The sequence below is a fragment of the Achromobacter sp. ISS7 genome, from assembly GCF_056523125.1.
Window position 1 is genome coordinate 6873590 of the sequence record NZ_JAWRZD010000001.1, and the last position, 20977, is coordinate 6894566.

Sequence of the window (20977 nt, forward strand, 5' to 3'; positions counted from 1 at the left end):
CCGCTGACGCGTTCCCGTCGGGTCAGTCCGTCTTCCAGCCCCACTTCTTGAAGATCGCGCGGCCGTCGGCCGAGGTCAGGAAGTCGACAAAGGCCTGCGCCTGCGGATTGGATTTGCCATGCCGGGTCACGACCGCGCCCGCGTCGCGGTAGATGCGGTAGGGCTCTTCCACCGGCACCACGTCGGCCAGCGTCGGGTTGGACACCTGCCAGATGTTCCAGATCAGCCACGCGTCGATGCCCTTGTCCTCGGTCCACTGGCTGCGCGCCTGCGCGCTGTTGCCGGCCTCGGGCAGCACCAGGTTGGCGCGGAAGGCGCGCACGGTCTCGATGTCGCCAAGGCGGCCGGCCACGTCTTCCCACAGGCCGGTCTGGCCGGCGCCGGATACCGCCATCACCTTGATGCCGGGCTTGAGCAGATCCTTGAAACCCTGGATGCCCTTGGGGTTGCCCGGCCGCACCAGGATCGCCGAGGGGCGCAGGTAGAGCGTGCGCGCGTCGCGCAGGTCGAACACGCCGGGCAGGGCGGTGGCGAAGCCGCTCATCATGTTCTCGGCGCCGCTGAACAGCACGTCGGCGTCCTGCCTGGCCTGTTCGGCCCAGGCCGGCGTGGGGCCGGCGGTGACCTTGACCTGGATGCCGTGCTGCTTGCCGAACGCTTCGGCGGCCTCCTTCATGGCGGGGGCGGGGCCGCCCGGACCGTAGACGTTCAGGTCCTGCGCGGCCCAGGCGGCGGGCGAGGCCAGGCACGCAAGCGCCAGCAGGGCGCTGGCGACACGCGGGATCAACTTCGGCGGATGCGACTGCATATGGGGGTTCTCCGGTAAGGCCTGTCGGCGCGCGGACGGCGCACCGACAGGCGATGGGGCGGGCGTGACCCGGCGCCTGGGGGGCGCGAGTCCTCCTGGCTGTAGACACGGCGGCCGGCGTGAATATTCCATCGCGGCGGATGCCGGCGCCGGACGCCGGCCGCAAGTGCGACATGATTCGCTGGCACTCGGCCGTCCGGGCCCTGAAAAAAGCCGCTGCCCGCCCGGAGAAGGCGATATTTCAGTCTATAGTCGCTGGGCGAAACCCGTTGCCGCCGCGGCCTGTTCCACAACGCCCGCGCAACGCGTAGACTGCCCGCCCGACGGCTCCCCGGGTCCGGCGCCTGCGCGGCCAGCATGGCCGCACATCGTGCGCCGCCGCGGCCCGCGGGCGATGAACCGAACAGAGAGAGAGCGATGGATAAGCGACAAGACCTGGAACCCCCGGCCATCCAGGAGGGCGCGGCGCAGGCCGGCGCGACCGCCGGTCCGGCGCCGGAGGCGCTGGACGCCATCGCCATCGACATCGAAGCCGATCCGACCCTGGGCTACGCCTCCATCCAGAACGCGGTGCCGATCGTGCGGTCGTTGCGGTTGACCAACCGCTCGTCGCGCACGTTCGAGAACGTCGAGGTCCACATCCGCTGCAATCCGGCCTTCGCGCAGGGCGTCCGGTTGCGGTTCGACGCGTTGGTGCCGGGCGAGATCCGCCGGATCGCGCCGCTGGACCTGACCCCCGACCATGCCTATCTGGCCGAGCTGCAGGAATCGCAGCGCGCCACCATCGACGTGACGGCGCTGGCCGCCGGCCAGGAAGTGGGACGCGCCTCGCGGCCCGTGTCGGTGCTGGCCTACGACCAGTGGGCCGGCACGCGCGCGCTGCCGGAATTGTTGGCCGCTTTCTCGATGCCCAACAATCCCGCCGTGGACGCGCTGATCGGCAAGGCGGCCCGGCTGCTGCGCGGCCAGCACAGCGACCTGACGATGAACGGCTACCAGTCCAAGAGCCGCGACGTGGTCTGGAAGCAGGTATCGGCCATTTACAGCACGCTGGCGGCCGAAACGCTGCACTACGCCGAGCCGCCCGCCTCGTTCGGCGTGGACGGCCAGAAGATCCGCACGCCCGATCGCATCCTGGACGCCCGCGTGGCGACCTGCCTCGATCTCGCGATGCTGTTCTCGTCGTGCCTGGAGCAGGCCGGGCTGCGCCCCGTGATCCTGATGAAGGAGGGCCATGCATGGGTCGGGGTATGGCTGCATTCGGCCTGTTTCGCGGATCCGCTGACCGATGACGTGCAGGCCGTGCGCAAGCGCGTGGACAGTGGCGAGTTCCTGGCGTTCGAAGCCACCGGCATTGCCCAGCACCCGAATTTCCGTCCGTCGCTGCGGCTGGCGTTGGAGCAGGGCGCGGCGCACCTGCGCGAAGAGGGATCGTTCCGTTATGCCATCGACGTGCACCGCGCGCGCGAATTGCAGATCAAGCCCTTGCCCTCGCGCGCCGTCGGCATGGCGCCCGCAGGGGCCGACGCCACCGAAGCGCCGGCCGCGATCGAGCCGACGCCCGCGCTGCCGCCGCTGGATCCCGAGTTCGTCATCAGCCTGGAACCGGCCGACGATACCCCCGAAGGCCGGCTGGCCAAATGGAAGTCGCGCCTGCTGGACCTGACGCTGCGCAACCGCCTGCTGAATTTCAAGAACACCAAATCGACGTTGCCGCTGGTGGTGCCGGACCTGGGCCGGCTGGAAGACGCGATTGCCGACGGCAGCGAGTTCCGCGTCCGCCCCTTGCCGGCGGCGCTGATGGAAGGCAACGACCCGCGCGTGGCGCAGGTGCACGTCGATCGGGGCGGCCGCGCGCCGTTGGACGATATGGCGCTGGAAGCGCTGGCCAACCGGGAACTGATCGCCCGCGTGCCGCAGGAGGCGCTGGACGCGAACCTGCTGGCGATCTTCGGCGCCGCGCGCACCGGCCTGGAGGAGGGCGGCGCCAACACGCTGTACCTGGCCATGGGCATGCTGCGCTGGACCGAGCACCCCACCGCCGAAAGCGCACACCTGGCGCCGCTGATCCTGATGCCCGTATCGCTGCAGCGCCAATCCGTGCGCAGCGGTTTCCGGCTGGTGCGTCACGACGACGAAACCATCATCAATCCGACCTTGCTGCAGATGCTGCGCAACAACTACGAGTTGCGCATTCCCGGCCTGGACGTGCTGCCCACCGACGACAAGGGCGTGGACGTGGCGCGGGTGTTGCAGGCGTTCCGCCTGGCGGTGCGCGAGATCCCCGGTTGGGAAGTGCTGGAGCAGGTGCACCTGGGCATCTTCTCGTTCACCAAATACCTGATGTGGAAAGACCTGCAGGACCGCACCGGCCAGCTCAAGGCCAACCGCGTCGTGCAGCACCTGATCGACCATCCGGGCCAGGCCTTCGCGCAAGCGCCCTGGGATCCCCGCTTCGATCGGTTGGACGAGCACTACCGGCCGGAGGACCTGCTGACGCCGCTGTTGTCCGATTCGTCGCAATTGAAGGCGATCTGCGCCGTCGATGCGGGCCGCGACCTGGTGCTGGAAGGGCCGCCGGGCACCGGCAAGAGCCAGACCATCACCAACCTGATCGCGCATCTGCTGGCGCGCGGCAAGACGGTGCTGTTCGTCTCGGAGAAAATGGCCGCGCTGGAGGTGGTGCATCGCCGCCTGGCCAGCATCGGCCTGGGGCCGTTCTGCCTGGAACTGCATTCCTCCAAGGCGCGTAAATCCGAGGTGTTGCAACAGCTGGGCAAGGCGCTGGAACTCGGCAGCCAGCGCACCAGCGAGGAATGGAGCCGCGAGGCCGAGCGGCTGGGCGTGCTGCGCCAGGAACTGAACGGACTGGTCGAAGCCCTGCACCAGCGGCATGACAATGGCCTGACGGTCTATGACGCCATCGGCACCAGCATCCAGCATGCCGGCCAGGAGCCGTCGCCCATGTTCTGGCCCGATGCCCAGGCCCATGGCGAAAAGGAACTGGCGCAACTGCGCGAGACGGCGCGGCGCATGTCGACGCTGTCCGCCGAACTGGGCAGGCTGCACGGCCACCCGCTGGCGCACATCGGCATGACCGAATGGAGCCCGAGCTGGCAGGACGCGCTGCTGGCGGCGGCGCAGGCGCTGGACCAGGCGGTGGACGCCTTCAAGCAATGCGCCGGCGCGGCGGGCGAGGGGCTGGGCCTGCCGGTCGACGGGCTGAGCCTGGCGGCGTATGCCCGGCTGGACGCGCTGGTCGACGTGTTGCTGGCGGCGCCGCGGGTGCCGGCGGGTCTGGCCGCGCAGGCGCACGATCCGGCCGCGCGCCAACAGGTGCAGGCCATGGCGCGCCACGGCCTGGCGCGCAACGCGCACTGGGCCGATGTCGGCCCGTCCTGGCAGGCGCGGCTGGCGGACCTGGATGCGACGGCGTTGGCTGTCGAGTGGCAAGCCGCCTGCGCCACCTGGTGGCCCAAGGCCGTCTTCGCCAAGCGCGGCCTGCGCAAGCGGCTGGCCGCGTTCCGCGTCGATGGCGCGCGTCCGGACGAGGCGGCCGTTGCCGCCATGCTGGCGCCGCTGGCGCGGGTCAACGCCGAGGACCGCGAGCTGGCTTCCTTGAAGGCCGACGCCCAGCGTTTGCTGTTGAACGATTATGCCGGCCTGGATACCGACTGGGATCAGGTCGGGCGCCATGAAGAATGGGCCGGGCGTTTCGCCGAGGCGGTCACGTTGATGGCCGGCGACCCCGCCGCGGCGATCGCGCTGCGCACGCACTTGCAACCGCTGGTGGCCGAGAATCGCGCCTTCCTGTCGCCTGGCGCGACGTTGGGCAAGCGCCTGCTCGAGACGCGCGATGCCTGGCGAGCGCTGCGCGACCGGCTTGCGGCCGTCGACGCGCAGGCCCGGCCCACCGCGCCGTTGCATGGCCAGGAGGACGAGGCCGGCGCGCTGGCGCGCATCCAGGGGGTGCTGGCCGAGTGGCGCGGCCACAAGCAGAGCCTGATGCCGTGGTGCGTGTGGCGCCAGGCGCGCGAGCAGGCCATTGGCATGCAGTTGCAGGGGCTGGTGGCCTCGCTGGAACAAGGCCGTGTGCCGCTGGCCCAGGTCGAGGCCCATTTCGACTTCAGTTATCGCAACTGGTGGGTCAAGAAGGTCATCGACCGTTCGCCGTTGCTGCGATCATTCTCCAGCGCCGATCATGAGCGCAAGATCCGCGAGTTCCGCCAGGCCGATGACCGCTTCCAGCAACTGACTTCGGCCTATATCGGCGCGTTGTTGGCGGGCAAGGTGCCGGCCAACAACGCCATCCTGGTCAGCCCCGACAGCGAACTGGGCCTGCTGCGCCGTGAATTGCAGAAGAAGACCCGCCACGTGCCGGTGCGCCAGCTGATGCAGCGCCTGCCCTCGCTGCTGCCCAAGCTCAAGCCATGCCTGCTGATGTCGCCGTTGTCGGTCGCGCAATACCTGGACGCGGGCCATTCGCAGTTCGACGTGGTGGTGTTCGACGAAGCCTCGCAGATTCCGGTATGGGATTCGGTCGGCGCCATCGCCCGTGGGCAGCAACTGGTGGTGGTGGGCGACACCAGGCAGTTGCCGCCCACCAGCTTTTTCAGCAAGTCCGCCAACGACGATGACGGCGCCGGCGACGACGGCCAGGTCGAAGACCTGGAGAGCATCCTGGACGAATGCCTGGGCGCCGACATGAACCGCCTGCGCCTGCAATGGCACTACCGCAGCCGGCATGAAAGCCTGATCACGTTCAGCAACGTGACCTACTACGATTCGCAGCTCATCACCTTCCCGTCGCCGGTCACCGACGACGTCGCGGTGCGGCTGGAGCGCGTGGCGGGCGTCTACGACCGCGGCGGCAGCCGCAGCAATCGCGCCGAGGCCGACGCCATCGTCAGGGGCATCGAGCAGCATTACCTGGATCCGGCGCGCCGCCGCCAGAGCCTGGGCGTGGTGACGTTCAATCAGCCGCAGCAGTCGCTCATCGAGACGCTGCTGGATGCGCGGCGCCGGGCCAACGCCGATCTGGACAAGGCCATTTCCGCGCAGTCGCGCGAGCCGCTGTTCATCAAGAACCTGGAGAACGTGCAGGGCGACGAGCGCGACGTGATCTATTTCTCGATCACCTACGGGCCGGACGCCGCCGGCAAGATGACGATGAACTTCGGTCCGCTCAACGGCGAAGGCGGGCACCGCCGGCTCAACGTGGCGATCTCGCGGGCCCGCGAGGGGGTGGTGATCTACAGCACCCTGGCGCCGGAGCAGATCGACCTGTCGCGCGTGCGCGCCGCCGGCGTCCGCGATCTGAAGCATTACCTGGAATTCGCCCTGAAGGGGCCGCGCGCGCTGGTCGAGCAGTCGCTGCCGACCGGGCGTGAGCCCGACAGTCCGTTCGAGACGCAGGTCATCAAGGTGCTGCGCGAACGGGGCTGGGTGGTGCATCCGCAGGTCGGCTGCTCGGGCTACCGCATCGACATGGGCGTGGTCGATCCGCGCGCGCCGGGCCGATACCTGCTGGGCATCGAATGCGACGGCCGCGCCTATCACTCCGGCGCGACGGCGCGCGACCGCGACCGCCTGCGCCAGGTGGTGCTGGAAGGCCTGGGATGGCGCCTGCACCGGATCTGGTCGACCGATTGGTGGATCAACCCCGAGCGCGAAGTCGAAAAGCTGCTGGTCCGCCTGGAGGCGGAACTGGCGCGGGAGGAGGACACCCCGGCGGCGCAGCCGACTGCCGAGGACGCCTCCGCGCACGCCGAGGATGAGGTCACCTTCACGATCGTCACGGAAGAGGGGGCGCCGGCGGCTGACGCGTCCGCCGGCGGCGCGGCGGGCCTGGCGGATGGTTTCTCCACGTACCGGGTCGCCGACCTGCCGCGCGGCGATGCCGCGGCGTTCCACGACCGCGCCAGCAATGCGCCGCTGGCCGAGGCGCTGCGGCAGGTGATCGAGACCGAAGGCCCGCTGCCCGAGACGGTATTGCACCGCCGCGTGGCGCGCGCCTGGGGGTTGGAGCGTACCGGCGTGCGCATTGTCGAACGATTGCGCATGCTGGCGCCCGCCGCCTCGGGCCGCACGCAGGAAGGCGAGGTCACGTTCTATTGGCCGGCTGGCGTGCACCCGGCGGCCTGGACCGGGTTCCGCGGCGCGGCCGAAGACGAGGCCTCCCGCCGCCGGCTGGACGATGTCTGCCTGGAAGAGCTGGCCAATGGCATCCTGCAGGTGCTGGCCATGACCGGCAGCGCGCCCCGGGCGGACGTGATCAAGTCGGTATGCCGCATGCTCGGGTTGTCGCGCACGCTGGCGGATGCCGAGGCGCGGCTGGGATTGGCGGTCGCGGCCCTGGTGGCGCAAGGCCGGGTGCAAGAAGACGCGGGCCTGTTGCGCGTGGCGTGAGGCCGGCCCGGCGCGCGCCGCCCGGGCCGCGCGGCCGCTTGCGCCACTGCAAAGATCTGCACAGATGTGCAGACTTTTTCATGGCGCCGGCGCGCGTGAGTGTCAGACTGTAATCGGGCATGCGGCCGCGATCCGCGCGTGGCGCGTGCCGCAATTCGGGCGGTGTCACTGCGGCACGAGGGGCCTGGGCGCCATTGCCGCTGTCAGCCTGCGTTCAGCCGCGTGGCAAGATTTGGATACGTCCCAGGGCGCGATCCGCCTTTTTCGTCCATGGCGCGGACGTAGAATCCGGGTTTTCATCAGTGCCACACGGCTGATAGGAACCCACCATGAAAAAAACAATTCTCCTGGCGTCCGTCTGCGCCGCGCTGCTGCAGGCTTGCGCGCCGGTTTCCTCTCCTGGCGAAGGATCATCCACCATGTCCACCACCGCGTCGTCGTCCCGGTCCGCCCTGAGCCTGCCGGCCTATTACTGGCGTCTGGCTGCGGCCACCGATGCCTCGGGCAAGGCCATTCCCGCGCTGCAAAAGGGCATCGAGCAACCGCTGCGCCTGTCGTTCTCGGCTGACGGCATGAATATCCGTGGCGGCTGCAACACGCAATTCGGCGGCTACACCTACAAGGACGGCGTGCTGCGCGTGGCCAACCTCGCCTCGACCATGAAGGCGTGCGAGCCCGGCCTGATGAAACTGGACGCCGAGATCGGCCAGCGCCTGAAGGGCGACCTGCGCGCCACGCTCAGCGGCGAGTCGACCGAACCGGCCCTGGAACTGGTGGCGCAGGATGGCAGCGTGCTGAAGTTCGTCGGCGAGCCGACGCCTGAAACCCTGTATGGCAGCGCCGGCGAAACCATGTTCTTGGAAGTGGCGCCCAAGCGCGCCGATTGCAGCCATCCCATGATTCCGCGCTACCAGTGCCTGATGGTGCGCGAGCGCCGCTACAACGACGCCGGCGTGCAATTGCCGCCGCAGGAGGATTGGCATCCGCTGTACCAGTCGATCGAAGGCTACGATCATCGCGACGGCGTGCGTACCGTGCTGCGTGTGAAGCGCTACGACTGGAAGAACCCGCCCGCCGATGCGCCGTCGAAGGTGTACGTGCTGGACATGGTGGTCGAGCAGGACGCCTCGGGCAAGAAGAAGTAAGGCGGTCGCGCCCCGGGCGGGCGCGACGCTTCATGCGGCCGGCGGGGTCTCCGCCGGGCCGTTCCCGTCCCCCGGCTCCGCCCGGCAGAACGTGATCTGGAAACTCCCCGGCAGTTCGAACGCCACGTGGTGCCGCACTTGCGGCGCGATCAGCACGCGTTGCCCGGCGGCCAGCACCACCTCGGTATGCGGTGGATCGTCCAGTGCGTAGCGCAGCACGCCGCTGTGCACGGTCAACAATCCCCAGGTTCCCGCCTTGGTCGTATGTGCGGCGCGCAGCGCGGCCGGCAGGTTGTCGGGCGTGAACATCGGGCTGTCCCGGTAGGGCCGCACGCCCGCGGGCAGGGTGTCCGGCAGGCTGGGCGCGGTCTGCCGGTGCTGCCAGACATGCCACAGCTTGGCGGCGATGCGTTCGGCCGTGGCGTCGGCCTGCGCCTGCAATGCCGGCGGGCCGAGTTCCGCGGTGACCTGATGGAACAGCGCCAGCCAGCGCTGGAACAACGGCCATGACAGATCAGGGATGCGCGCGTGCGCCGGAATCGGCGCGCCCTTGAAGCGGCGTGTGCCAAGCAGCAGCGCGGACCAGAAGTCGCACAGCATGGCCAGGTGGGCATCCCAGTCGGTCACGCGCGCCTCGAAGATCGGGCCCAGCGTGGCGTCCTGGCGCACGCGGGCGTAGAACCGGTGCACCAGGCGATGGATGTCGTGCTCGCTGATCGGGGCTTCGGGCAGGTCGGGGGGCGTGGAGGGCATGACGGAGGGGAGGAAAAGGATCCATCCCATTGTCCGCGCGCCGGGAGGCCGCGCCGATGACGAATGTCATTGGCGGCCGCCGCATCGTGGCCCGCGCGCCGTCATGGGCGTGATGGGCCGGCCCCTCAGAACGGCCGTTTTGCCGTCGTCGCCAGTTTTTCCAGGTAGGCCGGCGTGTGCAGCACCCATTCGCGGCGCTTGCCGCTGACGTGGCCCTGCGTCTGCCAATCGTTCAACAACCGGCTCAGGGTTTCGGCGCGGATGCCCAGATGCGCGGCCAGCTGGCGCTGGTTCAGCGGCAGCGTCACCACGTCGCCCTGGCGTTCGCGCAGCCCCATCAGGTAGTTGGCCAGTCGTTCCGGCGCCGAGCTGGACGTCATCCAGTCGACCTTGTTGACCTGGTCATACAGGTTCTTGCTCAGTCCCGCCAGCAGCGCCAGCGCCAGGTCGGGCCATTGGCGGCAGGCCTCATGCAGCCGGCGCCGGCACAGCCGCCACCCCTGGAAGGCGGTGCGCGCCCGCGCCTGCATCGGATAGCGGCCGTGCGGCATGAACATGGCGGCATGGGCGATCAGCGTGCCCGGCTCGAATACGCGGAAGACACGTTCGTCGCCGTTGAAGCCATAGCGCATGACCTCGGCCTGGCCCTGGCCGACCAGCAGGTAGTGGCGCGCGACGTCGCCTTCGCCGAACAGGGTCTGCCCGGCCTCGGCGCGCAGCGGCACGGCGTCGCCCACCAAGTACGCCGCGACTTCGGCGGCGGCCAGCGGCGGCAGGCCGCGTAGCAGCGCATGGCGGGCGAGCAGGTCCGCCGCGACCGGATCGGGCAGATTGATATTTGTCATTCTGGGTCTTTCCGCGTGAATGGGAAAATTTTAAACGATAACAATTCCCATTTGAAATTCCATGAAGATTCCCCCGACGCGCCGCCGCTTCTGCGCCGCGATCACCGCGGCGGCGCTGCTGCCAGGCTGGGGCGTGGCCCGCGCCCGCCCTCGCGCCACGCTGACGCAGGCCGGGCCTGGCGCCGTGGTCAGCTACCCATTGATGCACATGGCCGCGACCGGCGCCCTGGCCGCGCAGGCGGACAGCGTGCGCTTCCGCCTGTGGCAAAGCGCCGATCAGTTGCGCGCGCTGCTGGTGAACGGCGAGGTCGACTTCAGCGCCACGCCCAGCACGCTGCCGGCGTTGCTGCGCAACCGCGGCTTGCCGGTGCGGCTGTTGAACATCTCGGTCTGGGGCATTCTCTGGCTGGTCAGCCGCGATGCGTCCATCACGTCGTTCGAGGATCTGGCCGGCCGCGAGCTGGCGGTGCCGTTTCAGCGCGACCTGCCGGCGGTGTTGCTGGACACGCTGCTCGAAGCCCAGGCCGCGCGCGGCCTGGCGCCCGTCAAGCTGCGCCGCACACGCGACGGCCAGGACGCGATCGCGCTGATGCTCGACGGCCAGGCGGAACACGCGCTGCTGGTGGAACCCATGGCGTCGCTGCTGCTGTGGCGGGCACGGCAGCAGGCCGGCGCGCCCGCGCTGCATCGCGGCCCCAGCCTGGAGCAGGCCTGGCGCGCCGCGTTTCCCGCCCAGCCCTCCCTGCCGCAGGCGGGCATCATGGCCGCTGTCGGCGTGGCCGACGACGCGGCACTGTGCCAGGCGGTGGACAGCGCCTACGCGGCCTCGGCGCGCTGGTGCATGGATCACCCCGCCGAATGCGCGGCGCTGGTGCGGGAGCATCTGCCGCACATGCCGCAGGCCGCGCTCGAAGCCGCCATCCGCCAGACGCGCCTGCAGAGTCGCAGCGCGCGTGACGCGCGGCCCGACCTCGAAGCCCTGTACCAGTTGCTGGCCAACCGCTATCCCCAAGCCATCGGCGGCGGCCTGCCGCCCGCCGGCTTCTACGGACCATGAGCGGCCCATCCGCTTCGCGCCTGGGCGCGCCTGTCCTGCGCACCTCGCGCGCCTGGAGCGTGGCCGGCGTGCTGCTGCTGTTGCTGGCCTGGCACCTGGCCGCCCGCCAGCTTGGGCCGCTGCTCATGGCGACGCCTTGGGACGCGCTGCGCGCCATCGGTCCGCTGGTGAGCAGTCCGCAGTTCTTCGCCAATGCCGGCGTCAGCCTGATGCGCATCGGCGTGGGCGTGCTGGCCGGCGCATCGCTGGGCTTCGCGCTGGGCATGCTGGCCGGCCACAGCGCCCGCTTGCGTGGCCTGATCGAGCCGTTGCGCTGGCTGCTGATGGCGATGCCGCCGGTGGTCGTGGTGGTGCTGGCGATGCTGTGGTTCGGCCTGGGCTCGTCGATGGTGATCTTCATCACCACGCTGATGATGGCGCCCGGCATGTACGTCAACACCGTCAAGGGCATGCTGCACGTGGACCGCAAGCTGATCGAGATGGCGCAGGTCTACCGTTATGGCCCGTGGTTGCGCCTGCGGCACCTGTACCTGCCCGCGCTCAGCGCGCCGCTGCTGGCGGCCCTGCTGATCGCCGCCTGCGGCGGCGTGCGGCTGGTGGTCATGGCCGAAGTGCTGGGCGCCGAGAACGGCGTGGGCTATGCGCTGGCCAATGCCCGCAGCACCTTCGACACGGCCGAGCTGTACGCCTGGGTGCTGTTGATTCTGGGCCTGGTGGCTTTGCTGGAATTCGTGTTCCTGCAACCCCTGCAGCGGCGCCTGGGGCGCTGGATGGAGCCGAGCCATGCTTGAGTTGCGCGGCCTGTCCCTGCGCTACGGCGCGCAATCCGTGCTGCGCGATGTCGACCTGCGCCTGCGGCCGGGCGAGCGGCTGGGGCTGATCGGCCCCAGCGGCGCCGGCAAGAGCAGCCTGTTGCGCCTGGCCGCCGGCCTGGCGCGGCCCAGCGCCGGCGTCTTGCGCAACGATTTCCGTCACGCCGTGCTGATGTTCCAGGAGCCGCGGCTGCTGCCTTGGCGCCATGCGCTGGACAACGTGGCGTTGCCGCTGCGCGCGGCCGGCCACGCGCCAGCCGGGGCGCGGGCACTGGCGGCGCAATGGCTGGGCCGGGTGGGCCTGGACGCGGCGATGCAGTCATGGCCCGGCGAGCTGTCGGGCGGCATGGCGCAGCGCGTGGCCCTGGCCCGCGCCCTGGCGCCGGGCCCCGACCTGTTGATGCTGGACGAACCCTTCAGCGCGCTGGATCCAGCGCTGCGTCGCCAGCTGGCCGCTTGCTGCCGCGAGGAATTGGCGCGCAGCGGCGCGGCCCTGCTGTGCATCAGCCACGACCCCGAGGAACTGCTGGGCCTGGTCGACCGCTGCGTGCTGGTGCGGCAGGGAGAGGTCATCCCGATCGAACCGGATGCCACCGGCGCCTTGTCCGCCGCTCGCTTGCGCGCGCTGCTGCTGGAGGCCGGCGCCGCACCCTGACACGGATGTTCCCAAGGTTTCCTGCCTTTTCCCCGTTCGCCGGCCTTGCCATGAACGTTTTCTTTCCTTGCCACGTGGAAGTACTCGCATGACGTCCCCCCTCCTGCGCCAGTTGGCGTCCAGCCTTACCCTGGGTGTGCTCGGCCTGTCCGCGGCCCATGCCCAATCGCTGCCTCCCGCCACGGCCGACCGGGCCGTGCCCTCGCTGTCGCCGGTGGTCGTGTCCGGCGAGTCCGCCACGCGCGGGCTCGATCCCGGTCCCCAGCGGGTCCAGGCCGAGCAGCAGGCCGTGCCGGGCGGCACCAACCTGATCCTGCCGCAACAGGAGGTGCGCCTGGTCACGCTGCGCGACGCGCTCGACTACCAGCCGGGCGTGGTGGTGCAGGAATTCTTCGGCGGACTGGACCAGCCGCGGCTGAATATCCGCGGTTCCGGCATCCAGAGCAATCCGCTCAGCCGCGGCATCCTGTTGATGCAGGACGGCCTGCCGCTGAACGATGCCGACGGCTCTTTCGTCATCAGCCTGCTCGAACCCCGCAATGCAGGCCTGGTTGCCGTGCGGCGCGGCGCCAACGCGCTGTCGCCCGGGGCCACGACGCTGGGCGGCGAGGTCGACTTCCAGTCGCTCACGGGCACCCAGAGCGACCTGGTCCGGCTCGGCACGGGCAGCTTCGGCACGCGTTCGGTCACGCTGTCCAAGGGTTTCGAGGACGAGCGCCTGGATGGCCGCTTCAGCTTCGGCTACGACAAGTCGGATGGCTACCGCCATCATTCCGCGTCCGAACGCTCCAGCTTCCAGGGCAACCTGGGCTTTCGTCGCGGGACCTTCGAGAACCGCACCTATCTGTCATACACCGACCTCAAGTTCGACATTCCCCAGCCGGTGCCCAAGGCCCGCATGTACGCGGATCCGCGCGGCGTGCTGGGCGACGGCAATTCGCCGCAGGACCTGGCCAACAACGTCTACAACCGTGATCCGCACCGCGACACCAGCCAGTTCCGCATCGCCAACCGCAGTTATTGGGGCAGCGATGACCTGAACCAGACCGCCGGCCTCTATTGGCAGCGCACCAACGACGACTTCACCAACCCGCAGGTCGCCAATGTCACCGACGGCGATACCTACGGCCTGGCGTGGCAACTGGCCGGCAAGGCCGGCAGCGTCGACTACCGCGTGGCGCTGGACTGGCAGCGCAGCAACATGGACCGCGACCTCTACGCCATCCGTCCGGCCGATGGCCGCCGCCTGCAACGCTTCGGCAACTATGCCTTGACGGCCGAGAACCGCAGCGCGCTGGTCGGCCTGGATTGGCACCTTACTGGACAGCTCAGCCTGGTCGGCGACCTGAAGTACACCCAGGCCGTGCGCGATGCGCGCGAGCGTGGCAGCGGCAAGACTCTGGACCAGGACTGGAATTACGCTACCCCGCGCCTGGGCATCGTCTGGCAGCCGGCGCAGACGCAGCGCTGGTACGCCAACGTCAGCCGCAGCAACGAGGCACCGACCTTCTGGGAGATTGTCAACGGCGAGGTGCCCGCGCCCATGAACCCGGCCACCGCCGTGACCTCCATGAGCAAGCTCGACCTGCAACGCGCATTGACCTATGAGATCGGCGGCGATGGCACTTTCGATGTGGCCGGCCGCGACCTGCGCTGGACCGTGTCGCTCTATCGCAGCCGGGTGCAGGATGAACTCATGTCCGTCACCAACGCCAACGGCACGCCGGCCGGCACCTACAACTACCGCGGCCGCACCCGCCACCAGGGCATCGAGGCCGGCTTGTCGGGCAGTCTGCCGGCGCCGGGCGATGGCCTGCTGGACTACCGCGTTGCCTACACCTTCAGCGATTTCCGCTTCCGCGAGGGCGAGTTCCAGGGCAACCGCATCGCCGGCGTCCCGCGCCACCTGCTGAGCGCCGAGTTGATGTACCGCAAAGGCGGTTGGCGAGTGGGGCCCAACCTGCGCTGGCTGATGAGCGACACTGAGACCAACCACGCCAACGCGCCGGGCACGCAGCAAAATGCCTACGCGCTGCTGGGTTTCAAGATCGCCTACGAACACGATGCGCATTGGAGCGCCTACGCACAGGCCGACAACCTGACCGACAAGACCTACGCCAGCAGCTACGCCATCCGCAACAGCGCGACGGCGGCCATGCCGATCTTCCTGCCGGGCAACGGCCGGGCGTTCAGCGCGGGCGTGACCTACCGGTTCTGATGACTTATCCGGGCACCGCCATGAACACCTATCCCTTGCTGTTGATCCTGCACCTGCTGGCCGCCTTCGTCTTCGTTGGCACGGTGACCTTCGAGGTGCTGTTCCTGGAACCGGTGCATCGGCGCCTGCCGCCCGAGGTGCGCAAGGCGCTTGGCGCGCAGCTCGGCCCGCGCGTGCGCGGGACGGTGCCGTGGGCGGTGCTGGTGCTGTACCTGGCCGGCCTGGGCCTGGCGTGGCAATACCGCGGCATGCTGGCGCACCCGGCCGGCTCGCCGCTGGGCATCCTGCTATCGGTCAAGATCGCGCTGGCCGTGAGCGTGGCGCTCCACGTCGTCTCGGCGCTGGTGTTGGCCCGCAAGCGGCGGCTGGCGCCGGCGTTGCAGCGGCGCATACATATCAGTGTCTTCTGTCACATGGTCGGCATCGTGGTGCTGGCCAAGGCGATGTTCTATGTGACGTGGTGAGGGGAGGGCGACGCCGTCGACGCCCAGGACGGGGCTTGGCGGGTGCGGCGCGGATACCACGGTGATGGCTGGATTTCCCCACGGGTGGGCGCAGTATTGTAAATTGTAGTCATTCTCATCTCTGCCCGCGCGACCCCCATGGCTGCCTCCGACCCTTCCCCGCAGCATCCCTTGCATGCGCTCTACCAGGATCACCAGGGTTGGCTGCAAGGCTGGCTGCGCAAGAAGCTCGGCTGCGCGCTGGATGCCGCCGATCTGGTGCACGACACCTACCTGCGGGTACTGAGCCGGCGCGAGCCTGGCGAGATCCGCGAGCCCCGTCCCTATCTGGCCACCATCGCCCATGGGCTGATGGTGAATCACCTGCGGCGCAAGGACCTGGAGCGCGCCTACCTGGAAACGCTGGCGCAATTGCCTGAACCATTGGCGCCGTCCCCCGAGGCGCGCGCGCTGGCGCTGGAGGCCCTGGTCGAGATCGACACCATGCTCGATGGCTTGCCGGTGGCGGCGCGGCGCGCATTCCTGCTTTGCCAGCTCGAGGGCATGACGCATGCCGAAATCGCCCGCACGCTGCGGGTCTCCGTGGGATCGGTGCGGCTGTATATTGCGCGCGCGTTGCGCCAGTGCCTGGAACTGGCGCCGTGAGCGCCGGCGGGGCGGGGGGCATCGATCCGCGCGCGCTGGACGGCGCGGTGGAGTGGTTCCTGCGGCTGACCTCGGGCACCGCCAGCGCGGCCGACCACGAGGCCTGGCAGGCCTGGCGGCGGGCTGATCCCGAACACGAACGCGCCTGGCTGCGCACCGAAGCCCTGACCCGACGCTTCGAGGCGCTGCCCAAAGGGGTGCTGCCGGTGCTGGAGCGGCCGCGCTCGGCGGGCCGCCGACGCGCGCTGGGCAAGCTGGCGCTGCTGGCCAGCGCCGGAGGCGCCGGCTGGCTGGCCTGCCGCGACGAGGCCTGGCGTGGCTGGGTGGCGCAATACCGCACGCCGTCCGGCGCGCGCCGCGAAGTGGTGCTGGCCGATCACAGCCGCGTGGTGCTCAATGCCGCCACCGCGATGGACGTGTTGTTCGACGCCCATCAGCGCCTGATCGCGTTGCATGCCGGCGAGATCCTGGTCGAGACCGCGCGCGATCCCGAGCGGATCGCGCGGCCCTTCATCGTGCGTACCCGCGAAGGCAGCATCACCGCGCTGGGCACGCGTTTCGTGGTGCGGCGCGACGATGGCGTGTCGACCGTGCAGGTGCTGGAAGGCGCGGTCCGGGTGCTGCCCAGCGGGGTGGCGGCCAATGACGCGCGGCAGGTGCCGGCCGGGATGCGTCTGAGTTTCGGCGACGGCATCGGCGCCGGCCTCGAACCGGTGTCCGGCGACCCGTCGGCCTGGCAGCGCGGCATGCTGCAGGTGGACGGCATGCCGCTGCGGACTTTCCTGGCGGAATTGCAGCGCTATCGCAGCGGCTGGATCGACTGCGCGCCGGAAGTGGCGCACTTGCCGATCTCCGGCGCCTTTCCGCTGGACGACACCGACCGTGTCCTGGCCACGGTGGCCGACACGCTGCCGCTGCGCTTGCGCTACCGCACGCGCTACTGGGTATCGGTGCTGCCGCGCGGCGCCAGCGGAACGAATTTGTAACGCGATTAGCACTTTTCGCGTCTCGACTGGCTACGAGGGTAAGACCCACCGTGAGGAGTTACCCCGTCATGCCCCCGCGTTTCCCCCGCCTGCGCGCAAGCGCGTCCCGCCGCGTCCTGCGCGGCGCCCGCCTGTTCGCGTTGCCGTTGGCCGCCCTGGCCGCGCCCCTGCAGGCGCAGACCTCCGCCGTGGCGATCGCGCCCGGCCCGCTCAGCGCCGCGTTGTCGGCCTATGCCGCGCGCGCCGGCGTGTTGCTGTCGTTCGATCCGGCGCTGACGCGGGACCTGACCACCCAGGGCCTGGACGGCAGCTACGGGTTTGAGGAGGGTTTGCGCCAGCTGCTGCAGGGCAGCGGCCTGGAACCCGTGCGGCGCGCGGATGGCGGCTACACGCTGCGGCGCATGCCGGCGACGGACGTGACCGCGCTGCCGGCCGTCACCGTGACCGGCAGCCGCGATGGCGACGCGCCGAGCGAAGGCACGGGCTCGTACACCACCCGCGTGGCCACTTCCGCCACGCGCATGGACCTGTCCCTGCGCGAAACCCCGCAATCGGTCAGCGTCGTCACGCGCCAGCAGATGGACGACCAGAATCTCGTGACGCTTGACGACGTGCTGCGGCAGACGCCCGGCGTGGTCGCCGACAAGCTCGACGAGCGCGTCACCTTCACTTCGCGCGGCTTCGCCCTGAGTACCATGATCGACGGCGTGCCGACGTTCGCGTTCAAGACGCCGGCGGCCGAGATCGGCATGATCAACACCGTGATCTACGATCGCATCGAGGTGGTGCGCGGCGCGGCCGGGCTGCTCAACGGCGTGGGCGAGCCGGGCGGCTCGGTCAACCTGGTGCGCAAGCGGCCCACCAGCGAGTTCGCCGGCCATGCCACCGCGGGCGTGGGGCGCTGGAACAACTACAACCTGGAACTGGACGTCGGCGGTCCGTTGAACGCCAGCGGCAGCCTGCGCGGGCGCGTCATCGGCTCGCGCACCGCGGGCGACAGTTTCATCGACGACAAGAAGCGTTCCGACGATGTCTTCTACGGCATCCTGGAAGCGGATATTGCGTCCAACACCACGCTGAGCCTGGGCTTCGAACACCAGAAGACCGCCATCGACGGCGCCAACTTCGGCCAGGCGCCCCTGTTCTACAGCGACGGCAGCCGCACCAATTTCTCGCGCTCGTTCAACCCCGGCACGCCGTGGAGCCAGTGGGACATGTACAGCGACAAGATCTTCGTCACGCTGGACCACCGCTTCGCCAACGGCTGGCGCGTCAAGATGGATGCCAGCCGGCTCAAGAACGAACGCAAGGCCCTCTGGGGCTACCTGTTCGAGTATTTCCCGGTCGAGCAGAATGGCGATTCGACCATCGAGATCCGCCAGAACCCGGCCACCTCCACCAACAAGTCGTTCGACCTGTACGCCACCGGCCCGTTCCAGGCCTTCGGCATGGAGCACCAGGCGGCGCTGGGCGTCAGCGTCAATGACTACACCAGCGAGCTGAACCTGAATTCGGCCAATCCGAATGGCTGGGACCGGCGCCCGCTGAATTTCTACCAGCTGCAGAATTTCCCGAAGCCAAGCCGTTACTACACGTACTTCAATACTTTCCTGGACGCCAAGGAAACCGCCGTCTACGGTTCCACCCGCCTGAAACTGGCCGAGCCGGTGTCGCTGGTGCTGGGCGGGCGCGCCACCTGGTACGAGGAAAAGTCCTCGTCCTACAACGGCCCCGCCAATCTCTGGACCACCAACCCCACCGCCAAGGTCAACGGCGAATTCACGCCGTATGCCGGCACGGTGGTGGACCTGAACGACAATTTCTCGGCCTATGCGAGCTACACCCGCATCTTCATTCCGCGATCGGAACGCGATTCGTCCAACGCGCTGTTGCCGCCGCAGACCGGCAAGAACTACGAACTGGGCCTGAAGGGCGAGCACCTGGACGGCAAGCTCAACACCAGCTTCGCTCTCTTTCGCACGCAGGAAGCGAACGTGCCGGTCGAGGACCCCAGCGCGCCGCCGCTGCCCGATGGCAGCACGCCGTACCGGTCGGTGGCCGGCGCGCGCAGCAAGGGCTTCGAGGTGACGGTGGCGGGCGAGGTGGCGCGCGGCCTGCAGGTGATGGGCGGCTACACCTACTTCGCCAAGCGCGACAACGAGGGCGCCTTGCTGTTGCCCAATTACCCGGAGCGCCTGTTCCGGCTGGCGGCCAGCTACCGGTTGCCGGGGGCGTGGAACAAGCTGACGGTCGGCGGCAGCGTCAATTACCAGAGCGGCATCTACTACGACGAGTCCAGCGGCCTGGGCCGTGCCTCGCAAGGCGGCGTGACGCTGCTGGGGCTGATGGCGCGCTACGAGTTCAGCAAGCAGGTGGCGGCGTCGATCAACATCGACAACCTGACCGACAAGCGCTACTACAGCGGGCTGGGGGGCTACAACGGCTACAACTATGGCACGCCGCGCAACGTCTGGATGAAGGTCAGCTACAAGTTCTAGGTGGATCGGTCAGGGGCCGGCCGCAAGGGTGTGGCCGGCTCGCGCAGTGAGGACGGGAAAGGGGGGATTTAACGCCTCCATCAATAATGATTACAATTCCCATTCCCGAAATCCTCAAAACGCATTCGTCACGGCCATGTCGTCCACGGAATCCCTGGAGCACCGCGAGCTCGGCAGGCTGTATCGCGACCACCACGGCTGGCTGCGCGGCTGGCTGCTGCGGCGCCTGAACGTGCCGGCCGAGGCGGCCGACCTGGCCCAGGACACGTTCCTGCGGTTGCTGGCGTCGCCCGCTTCCATGGCGCAACTGCAGGGCGTGCGGCAGCCGCGCAGCTTCCTGGCGACGGTGGCGCAGCGCACGCTGGTCGACCACATCCGCCGCCAGGTGCTGGAGCGCGCCTGGCTCGAGACCCTGGCGCAGCAGCCCGAGGCCAGCGCCATTTCGCCCGAGACTCAGGCCATCCTGCTCGAGACCATCCGCGAGATCGACGCCATGCTGCACGGCCTGGGCGACAAGGTGCGGCGCGCTTTCCTGATGTCCCAGCTGGAAGGGGCCAGCTACGCCGAGATCGCCGCCCGCCTGGGCGTGACGGTCAGTTCCGTCAAGAAGTACATGGCGCGCGCCACCGAGCATTGCCTGGTGTACGCGCTGGCCAGGCAGTAGGCGGCCATGGCGGACAAGACCATCTCCGCGGCGGCGCAGTGGTACGCGCGCCTCTGTGCGGACGACGTCAGCGCGGCCGACGTGGCGGCGCATGGGCGCTGGCTGGCGGCCGATCCGGAACACGCGCGCATCTGGCGCCAGGTCGAGAATCTGCGCGGCACGTTGGGAGCGGCGCCGGCGCGCCTGGCCGCTGACACCCTCAACCGCGCCGACCAGCATTTCTCGCGCCGTCGCGCCGCGCTGCGCAACGGGCTGGGCGCGGTGGCGCTGCTGGGCGCCGGCGGCCTGGTCGCCTGGCGCGGCATGCCGCTGGACCGGATGCTGGCGGACTATCGCACCGGCGCGGGCGACCGCCGCGAACTGCGGCTGGCGGACGGCACGCTGCTCTGGCTCGACAGTGCCAGCGCGGTGGACGTCAGCGCCGGTGATCGCCGCATCTTCGTGCATGCCGGAGAAATCCTGGTCGATACCGAAAACGCCAGGCCCGGCCTGCCGCCGCTGCGCGTGGTCACGTCGCATGGCACGGTGCGGCCGCTCGGCACGCGCTTCACCGTGACCCGCCAGGACGACCTGACGCGCGTGGCGGTGCTGCGCCATGCCGTGGCGCTGGAGCCGGCCGCGGGCGGCCCCACGGTGATCCTGAACGTGGGCGAGGAGGGCACGCTGGCGCCTTCGGGGGCGCACGTGGCGGGCGCCTTCACCGGCGAACCGGACGCCTGGACCCGCGGGCTGCTGGTGGTGGATAACTGGCGGCTGGACGATTTCATTGCCCGGCTCGACCGCTACCGGCCGGGGCTGTTGCGATGTGATGATGAGGTGGCGGCGTTGCGCCTGTCGGGCGCGTTTCCCGTCGACGATACCGACGAAGCCCTGGCCGCGGTGGCACGCGCCTTGCCGGTGCGCGTCTCGCGCTTCACCCGTTATTACGTCCGGGTCGTCGCCCGCGGCTGATTTTTTTTCTCGCAGGCATTGTCCTTTTTCCGCGCTCATCCGACTTAGCTGAGATTACGTCGGATTTG

15 protein-coding genes are annotated in these 20977 nt (G+C 69.3%); 12 read left to right on the forward strand and 3 right to left on the reverse strand.

What is annotated here, in order from left to right; genetic code table 11:
- Positions 1 to 22: 22 nt before the first annotated feature.
- Complete coding sequence (locus AC1HFW_RS31310) at positions 23 to 808, reverse strand: extracellular solute-binding protein (protein WP_479286396.1); 786 nt, start codon at positions 806 to 808, stop codon at positions 23 to 25.
- A gap of 417 nt (positions 809 to 1225) precedes the next feature.
- Between AC1HFW_RS31310 and AC1HFW_RS31315 the strand changes: the two genes are divergently transcribed.
- Both AC1HFW_RS31315 and AC1HFW_RS31320 read left to right on the forward strand, forming a co-directional pair.
- Entirely contained in the window at positions 1226 to 7216 is a 5991-nt protein-coding gene (locus tag AC1HFW_RS31315) for a DUF3320 domain-containing protein (RefSeq protein ID WP_479286398.1), read from the forward strand.
- Between the two features lie 329 nt (positions 7217 to 7545).
- Positions 7546 to 8361, forward strand: a complete 816-nt coding sequence (locus AC1HFW_RS31320; protein ID WP_479286399.1) for a DUF4377 domain-containing protein — start codon at positions 7546 to 7548, stop codon at positions 8359 to 8361.
- A 30-nt stretch (positions 8362 to 8391) separates the two neighbouring features.
- Here AC1HFW_RS31320 and AC1HFW_RS31325 read toward each other — a convergent pair whose 3' ends face one another.
- Together AC1HFW_RS31325 and AC1HFW_RS31330 are read right to left on the reverse strand one after the other, a co-directional pair.
- Positions 8392 to 9114 carry a TehB-like domain-containing protein gene (locus AC1HFW_RS31325; protein WP_479286401.1) on the reverse strand — a complete coding sequence of 241 codons (723 nt, stop codon included), beginning with the start codon at positions 9112 to 9114 and terminating at the stop codon, positions 8392 to 8394.
- A gap of 125 nt (positions 9115 to 9239) precedes the next feature.
- Positions 9240 to 9959, reverse strand: coding sequence for a Crp/Fnr family transcriptional regulator (locus tag AC1HFW_RS31330; protein WP_198485346.1), 720 nt, complete (start codon positions 9957 to 9959; stop codon positions 9240 to 9242).
- A gap of 61 nt (positions 9960 to 10020) precedes the next feature.
- Between AC1HFW_RS31330 and AC1HFW_RS31335 the strand changes: the two genes are divergently transcribed.
- The 10 genes from AC1HFW_RS31335 to AC1HFW_RS31380 all read left to right on the forward strand — a co-directional run bounded on the left by AC1HFW_RS31335 (position 10021) and on the right by AC1HFW_RS31380 (position 20909).
- A complete protein-coding gene (locus tag AC1HFW_RS31335; protein ID WP_479286403.1) occupies positions 10021 to 11016 on the forward strand; it encodes an ABC transporter substrate-binding protein in 996 nt (331 codons plus the stop codon).
- On the forward strand, positions 11013 to 11807 hold the full coding sequence (locus AC1HFW_RS31340) for an ABC transporter permease (RefSeq protein WP_061072243.1): 795 nt from the start codon (positions 11013 to 11015) through the stop codon (positions 11805 to 11807). Before AC1HFW_RS31335 ends, AC1HFW_RS31340 begins: the two co-directional genes overlap by 4 nt.
- Positions 11800 to 12483, forward strand: coding sequence for an ABC transporter ATP-binding protein (locus AC1HFW_RS31345; RefSeq protein WP_479286405.1), 684 nt, complete (start codon positions 11800 to 11802; stop codon positions 12481 to 12483). The genes AC1HFW_RS31340 and AC1HFW_RS31345 overlap by 8 nt, the downstream gene beginning before the upstream one ends.
- A gap of 88 nt (positions 12484 to 12571) precedes the next feature.
- Positions 12572 to 14701 (forward strand): TonB-dependent receptor family protein, encoded by a 2130-nt coding sequence (locus tag AC1HFW_RS31350; protein ID WP_479286406.1) that lies wholly within the window; start codon positions 12572 to 12574, stop codon positions 14699 to 14701.
- Between the two features lie 20 nt (positions 14702 to 14721).
- The gene (locus tag AC1HFW_RS31355; protein WP_035361283.1) at positions 14722 to 15165 is read left to right on the forward strand and encodes a CopD family copper resistance protein; all 444 of its coding nucleotides are present in this window, start codon (positions 14722 to 14724) and stop codon (positions 15163 to 15165) included.
- Between the two features lie 138 nt (positions 15166 to 15303).
- A complete protein-coding gene (locus AC1HFW_RS31360) occupies positions 15304 to 15810 on the forward strand; it encodes a sigma-70 family RNA polymerase sigma factor (protein WP_035360049.1) in 507 nt (168 codons plus the stop codon).
- On the forward strand, positions 15807 to 16796 hold the full coding sequence (locus tag AC1HFW_RS31365; protein ID WP_479286408.1) for a FecR domain-containing protein: 990 nt from the start codon (positions 15807 to 15809) through the stop codon (positions 16794 to 16796). The genes AC1HFW_RS31360 and AC1HFW_RS31365 overlap by 4 nt, the downstream gene beginning before the upstream one ends.
- A gap of 68 nt (positions 16797 to 16864) precedes the next feature.
- Complete coding sequence (locus AC1HFW_RS31370; protein WP_479286410.1) at positions 16865 to 19294, forward strand: TonB-dependent siderophore receptor; 2430 nt, start codon at positions 16865 to 16867, stop codon at positions 19292 to 19294.
- Positions 19295 to 19430: 136 nt separating this feature from the next.
- On the forward strand, positions 19431 to 19958 hold the full coding sequence (locus AC1HFW_RS31375; protein ID WP_061072238.1) for a sigma-70 family RNA polymerase sigma factor: 528 nt from the start codon (positions 19431 to 19433) through the stop codon (positions 19956 to 19958).
- A gap of 6 nt (positions 19959 to 19964) precedes the next feature.
- Positions 19965 to 20909 carry a FecR domain-containing protein gene (locus tag AC1HFW_RS31380; RefSeq protein ID WP_479286411.1) on the forward strand — a complete coding sequence of 315 codons (945 nt, stop codon included), beginning with the start codon at positions 19965 to 19967 and terminating at the stop codon, positions 20907 to 20909.
- Positions 20910 to 20977: the final 68 nt, after the last annotated feature.

What these genes read in the sequence shown, in the direction of transcription:
- AC1HFW_RS31355 (WP_035361283.1), top strand. Translation starts at nt 14,722, where the DNA reads ATGAACACCTATCCCTTGCTGTTGATCCTGCACCTGCTGGCCGCCTTC.
- AC1HFW_RS31335 (WP_479286403.1), top strand. Translation starts at nt 10,021, where the DNA reads ATGAAGATTCCCCCGACGCGCCGCCGCTTCTGCGCCGCGATCACCGCG.
- AC1HFW_RS31325 (WP_479286401.1), bottom strand. Translation starts at nt 9,114, where the DNA reads ATGCCCTCCACGCCCCCCGACCTGCCCGAAGCCCCGATCAGCGAGCAC.
- AC1HFW_RS31330 (WP_198485346.1), bottom strand. Translation starts at nt 9,959, where the DNA reads ATGACAAATATCAATCTGCCCGATCCGGTCGCGGCGGACCTGCTCGCC.
- AC1HFW_RS31315 (WP_479286398.1), top strand. Translation starts at nt 1,226, where the DNA reads ATGGATAAGCGACAAGACCTGGAACCCCCGGCCATCCAGGAGGGCGCG.
- AC1HFW_RS31310 (WP_479286396.1), bottom strand. Translation starts at nt 808, where the DNA reads ATGCAGTCGCATCCGCCGAAGTTGATCCCGCGTGTCGCCAGCGCCCTG.
- AC1HFW_RS31320 (WP_479286399.1), top strand. Translation starts at nt 7,546, where the DNA reads ATGAAAAAAACAATTCTCCTGGCGTCCGTCTGCGCCGCGCTGCTGCAG.
- AC1HFW_RS31375 (WP_061072238.1), top strand. Translation starts at nt 19,431, where the DNA reads ATGTCGTCCACGGAATCCCTGGAGCACCGCGAGCTCGGCAGGCTGTAT.
- AC1HFW_RS31350 (WP_479286406.1), top strand. Translation starts at nt 12,572, where the DNA reads ATGACGTCCCCCCTCCTGCGCCAGTTGGCGTCCAGCCTTACCCTGGGT.
- AC1HFW_RS31340 (WP_061072243.1), top strand. Translation starts at nt 11,013, where the DNA reads ATGAGCGGCCCATCCGCTTCGCGCCTGGGCGCGCCTGTCCTGCGCACC.
- AC1HFW_RS31370 (WP_479286410.1), top strand. Translation starts at nt 16,865, where the DNA reads ATGCCCCCGCGTTTCCCCCGCCTGCGCGCAAGCGCGTCCCGCCGCGTC.
- AC1HFW_RS31345 (WP_479286405.1), top strand. Translation starts at nt 11,800, where the DNA reads ATGCTTGAGTTGCGCGGCCTGTCCCTGCGCTACGGCGCGCAATCCGTG.
- AC1HFW_RS31360 (WP_035360049.1), top strand. Translation starts at nt 15,304, where the DNA reads ATGGCTGCCTCCGACCCTTCCCCGCAGCATCCCTTGCATGCGCTCTAC.
- AC1HFW_RS31380 (WP_479286411.1), top strand. Translation starts at nt 19,965, where the DNA reads ATGGCGGACAAGACCATCTCCGCGGCGGCGCAGTGGTACGCGCGCCTC.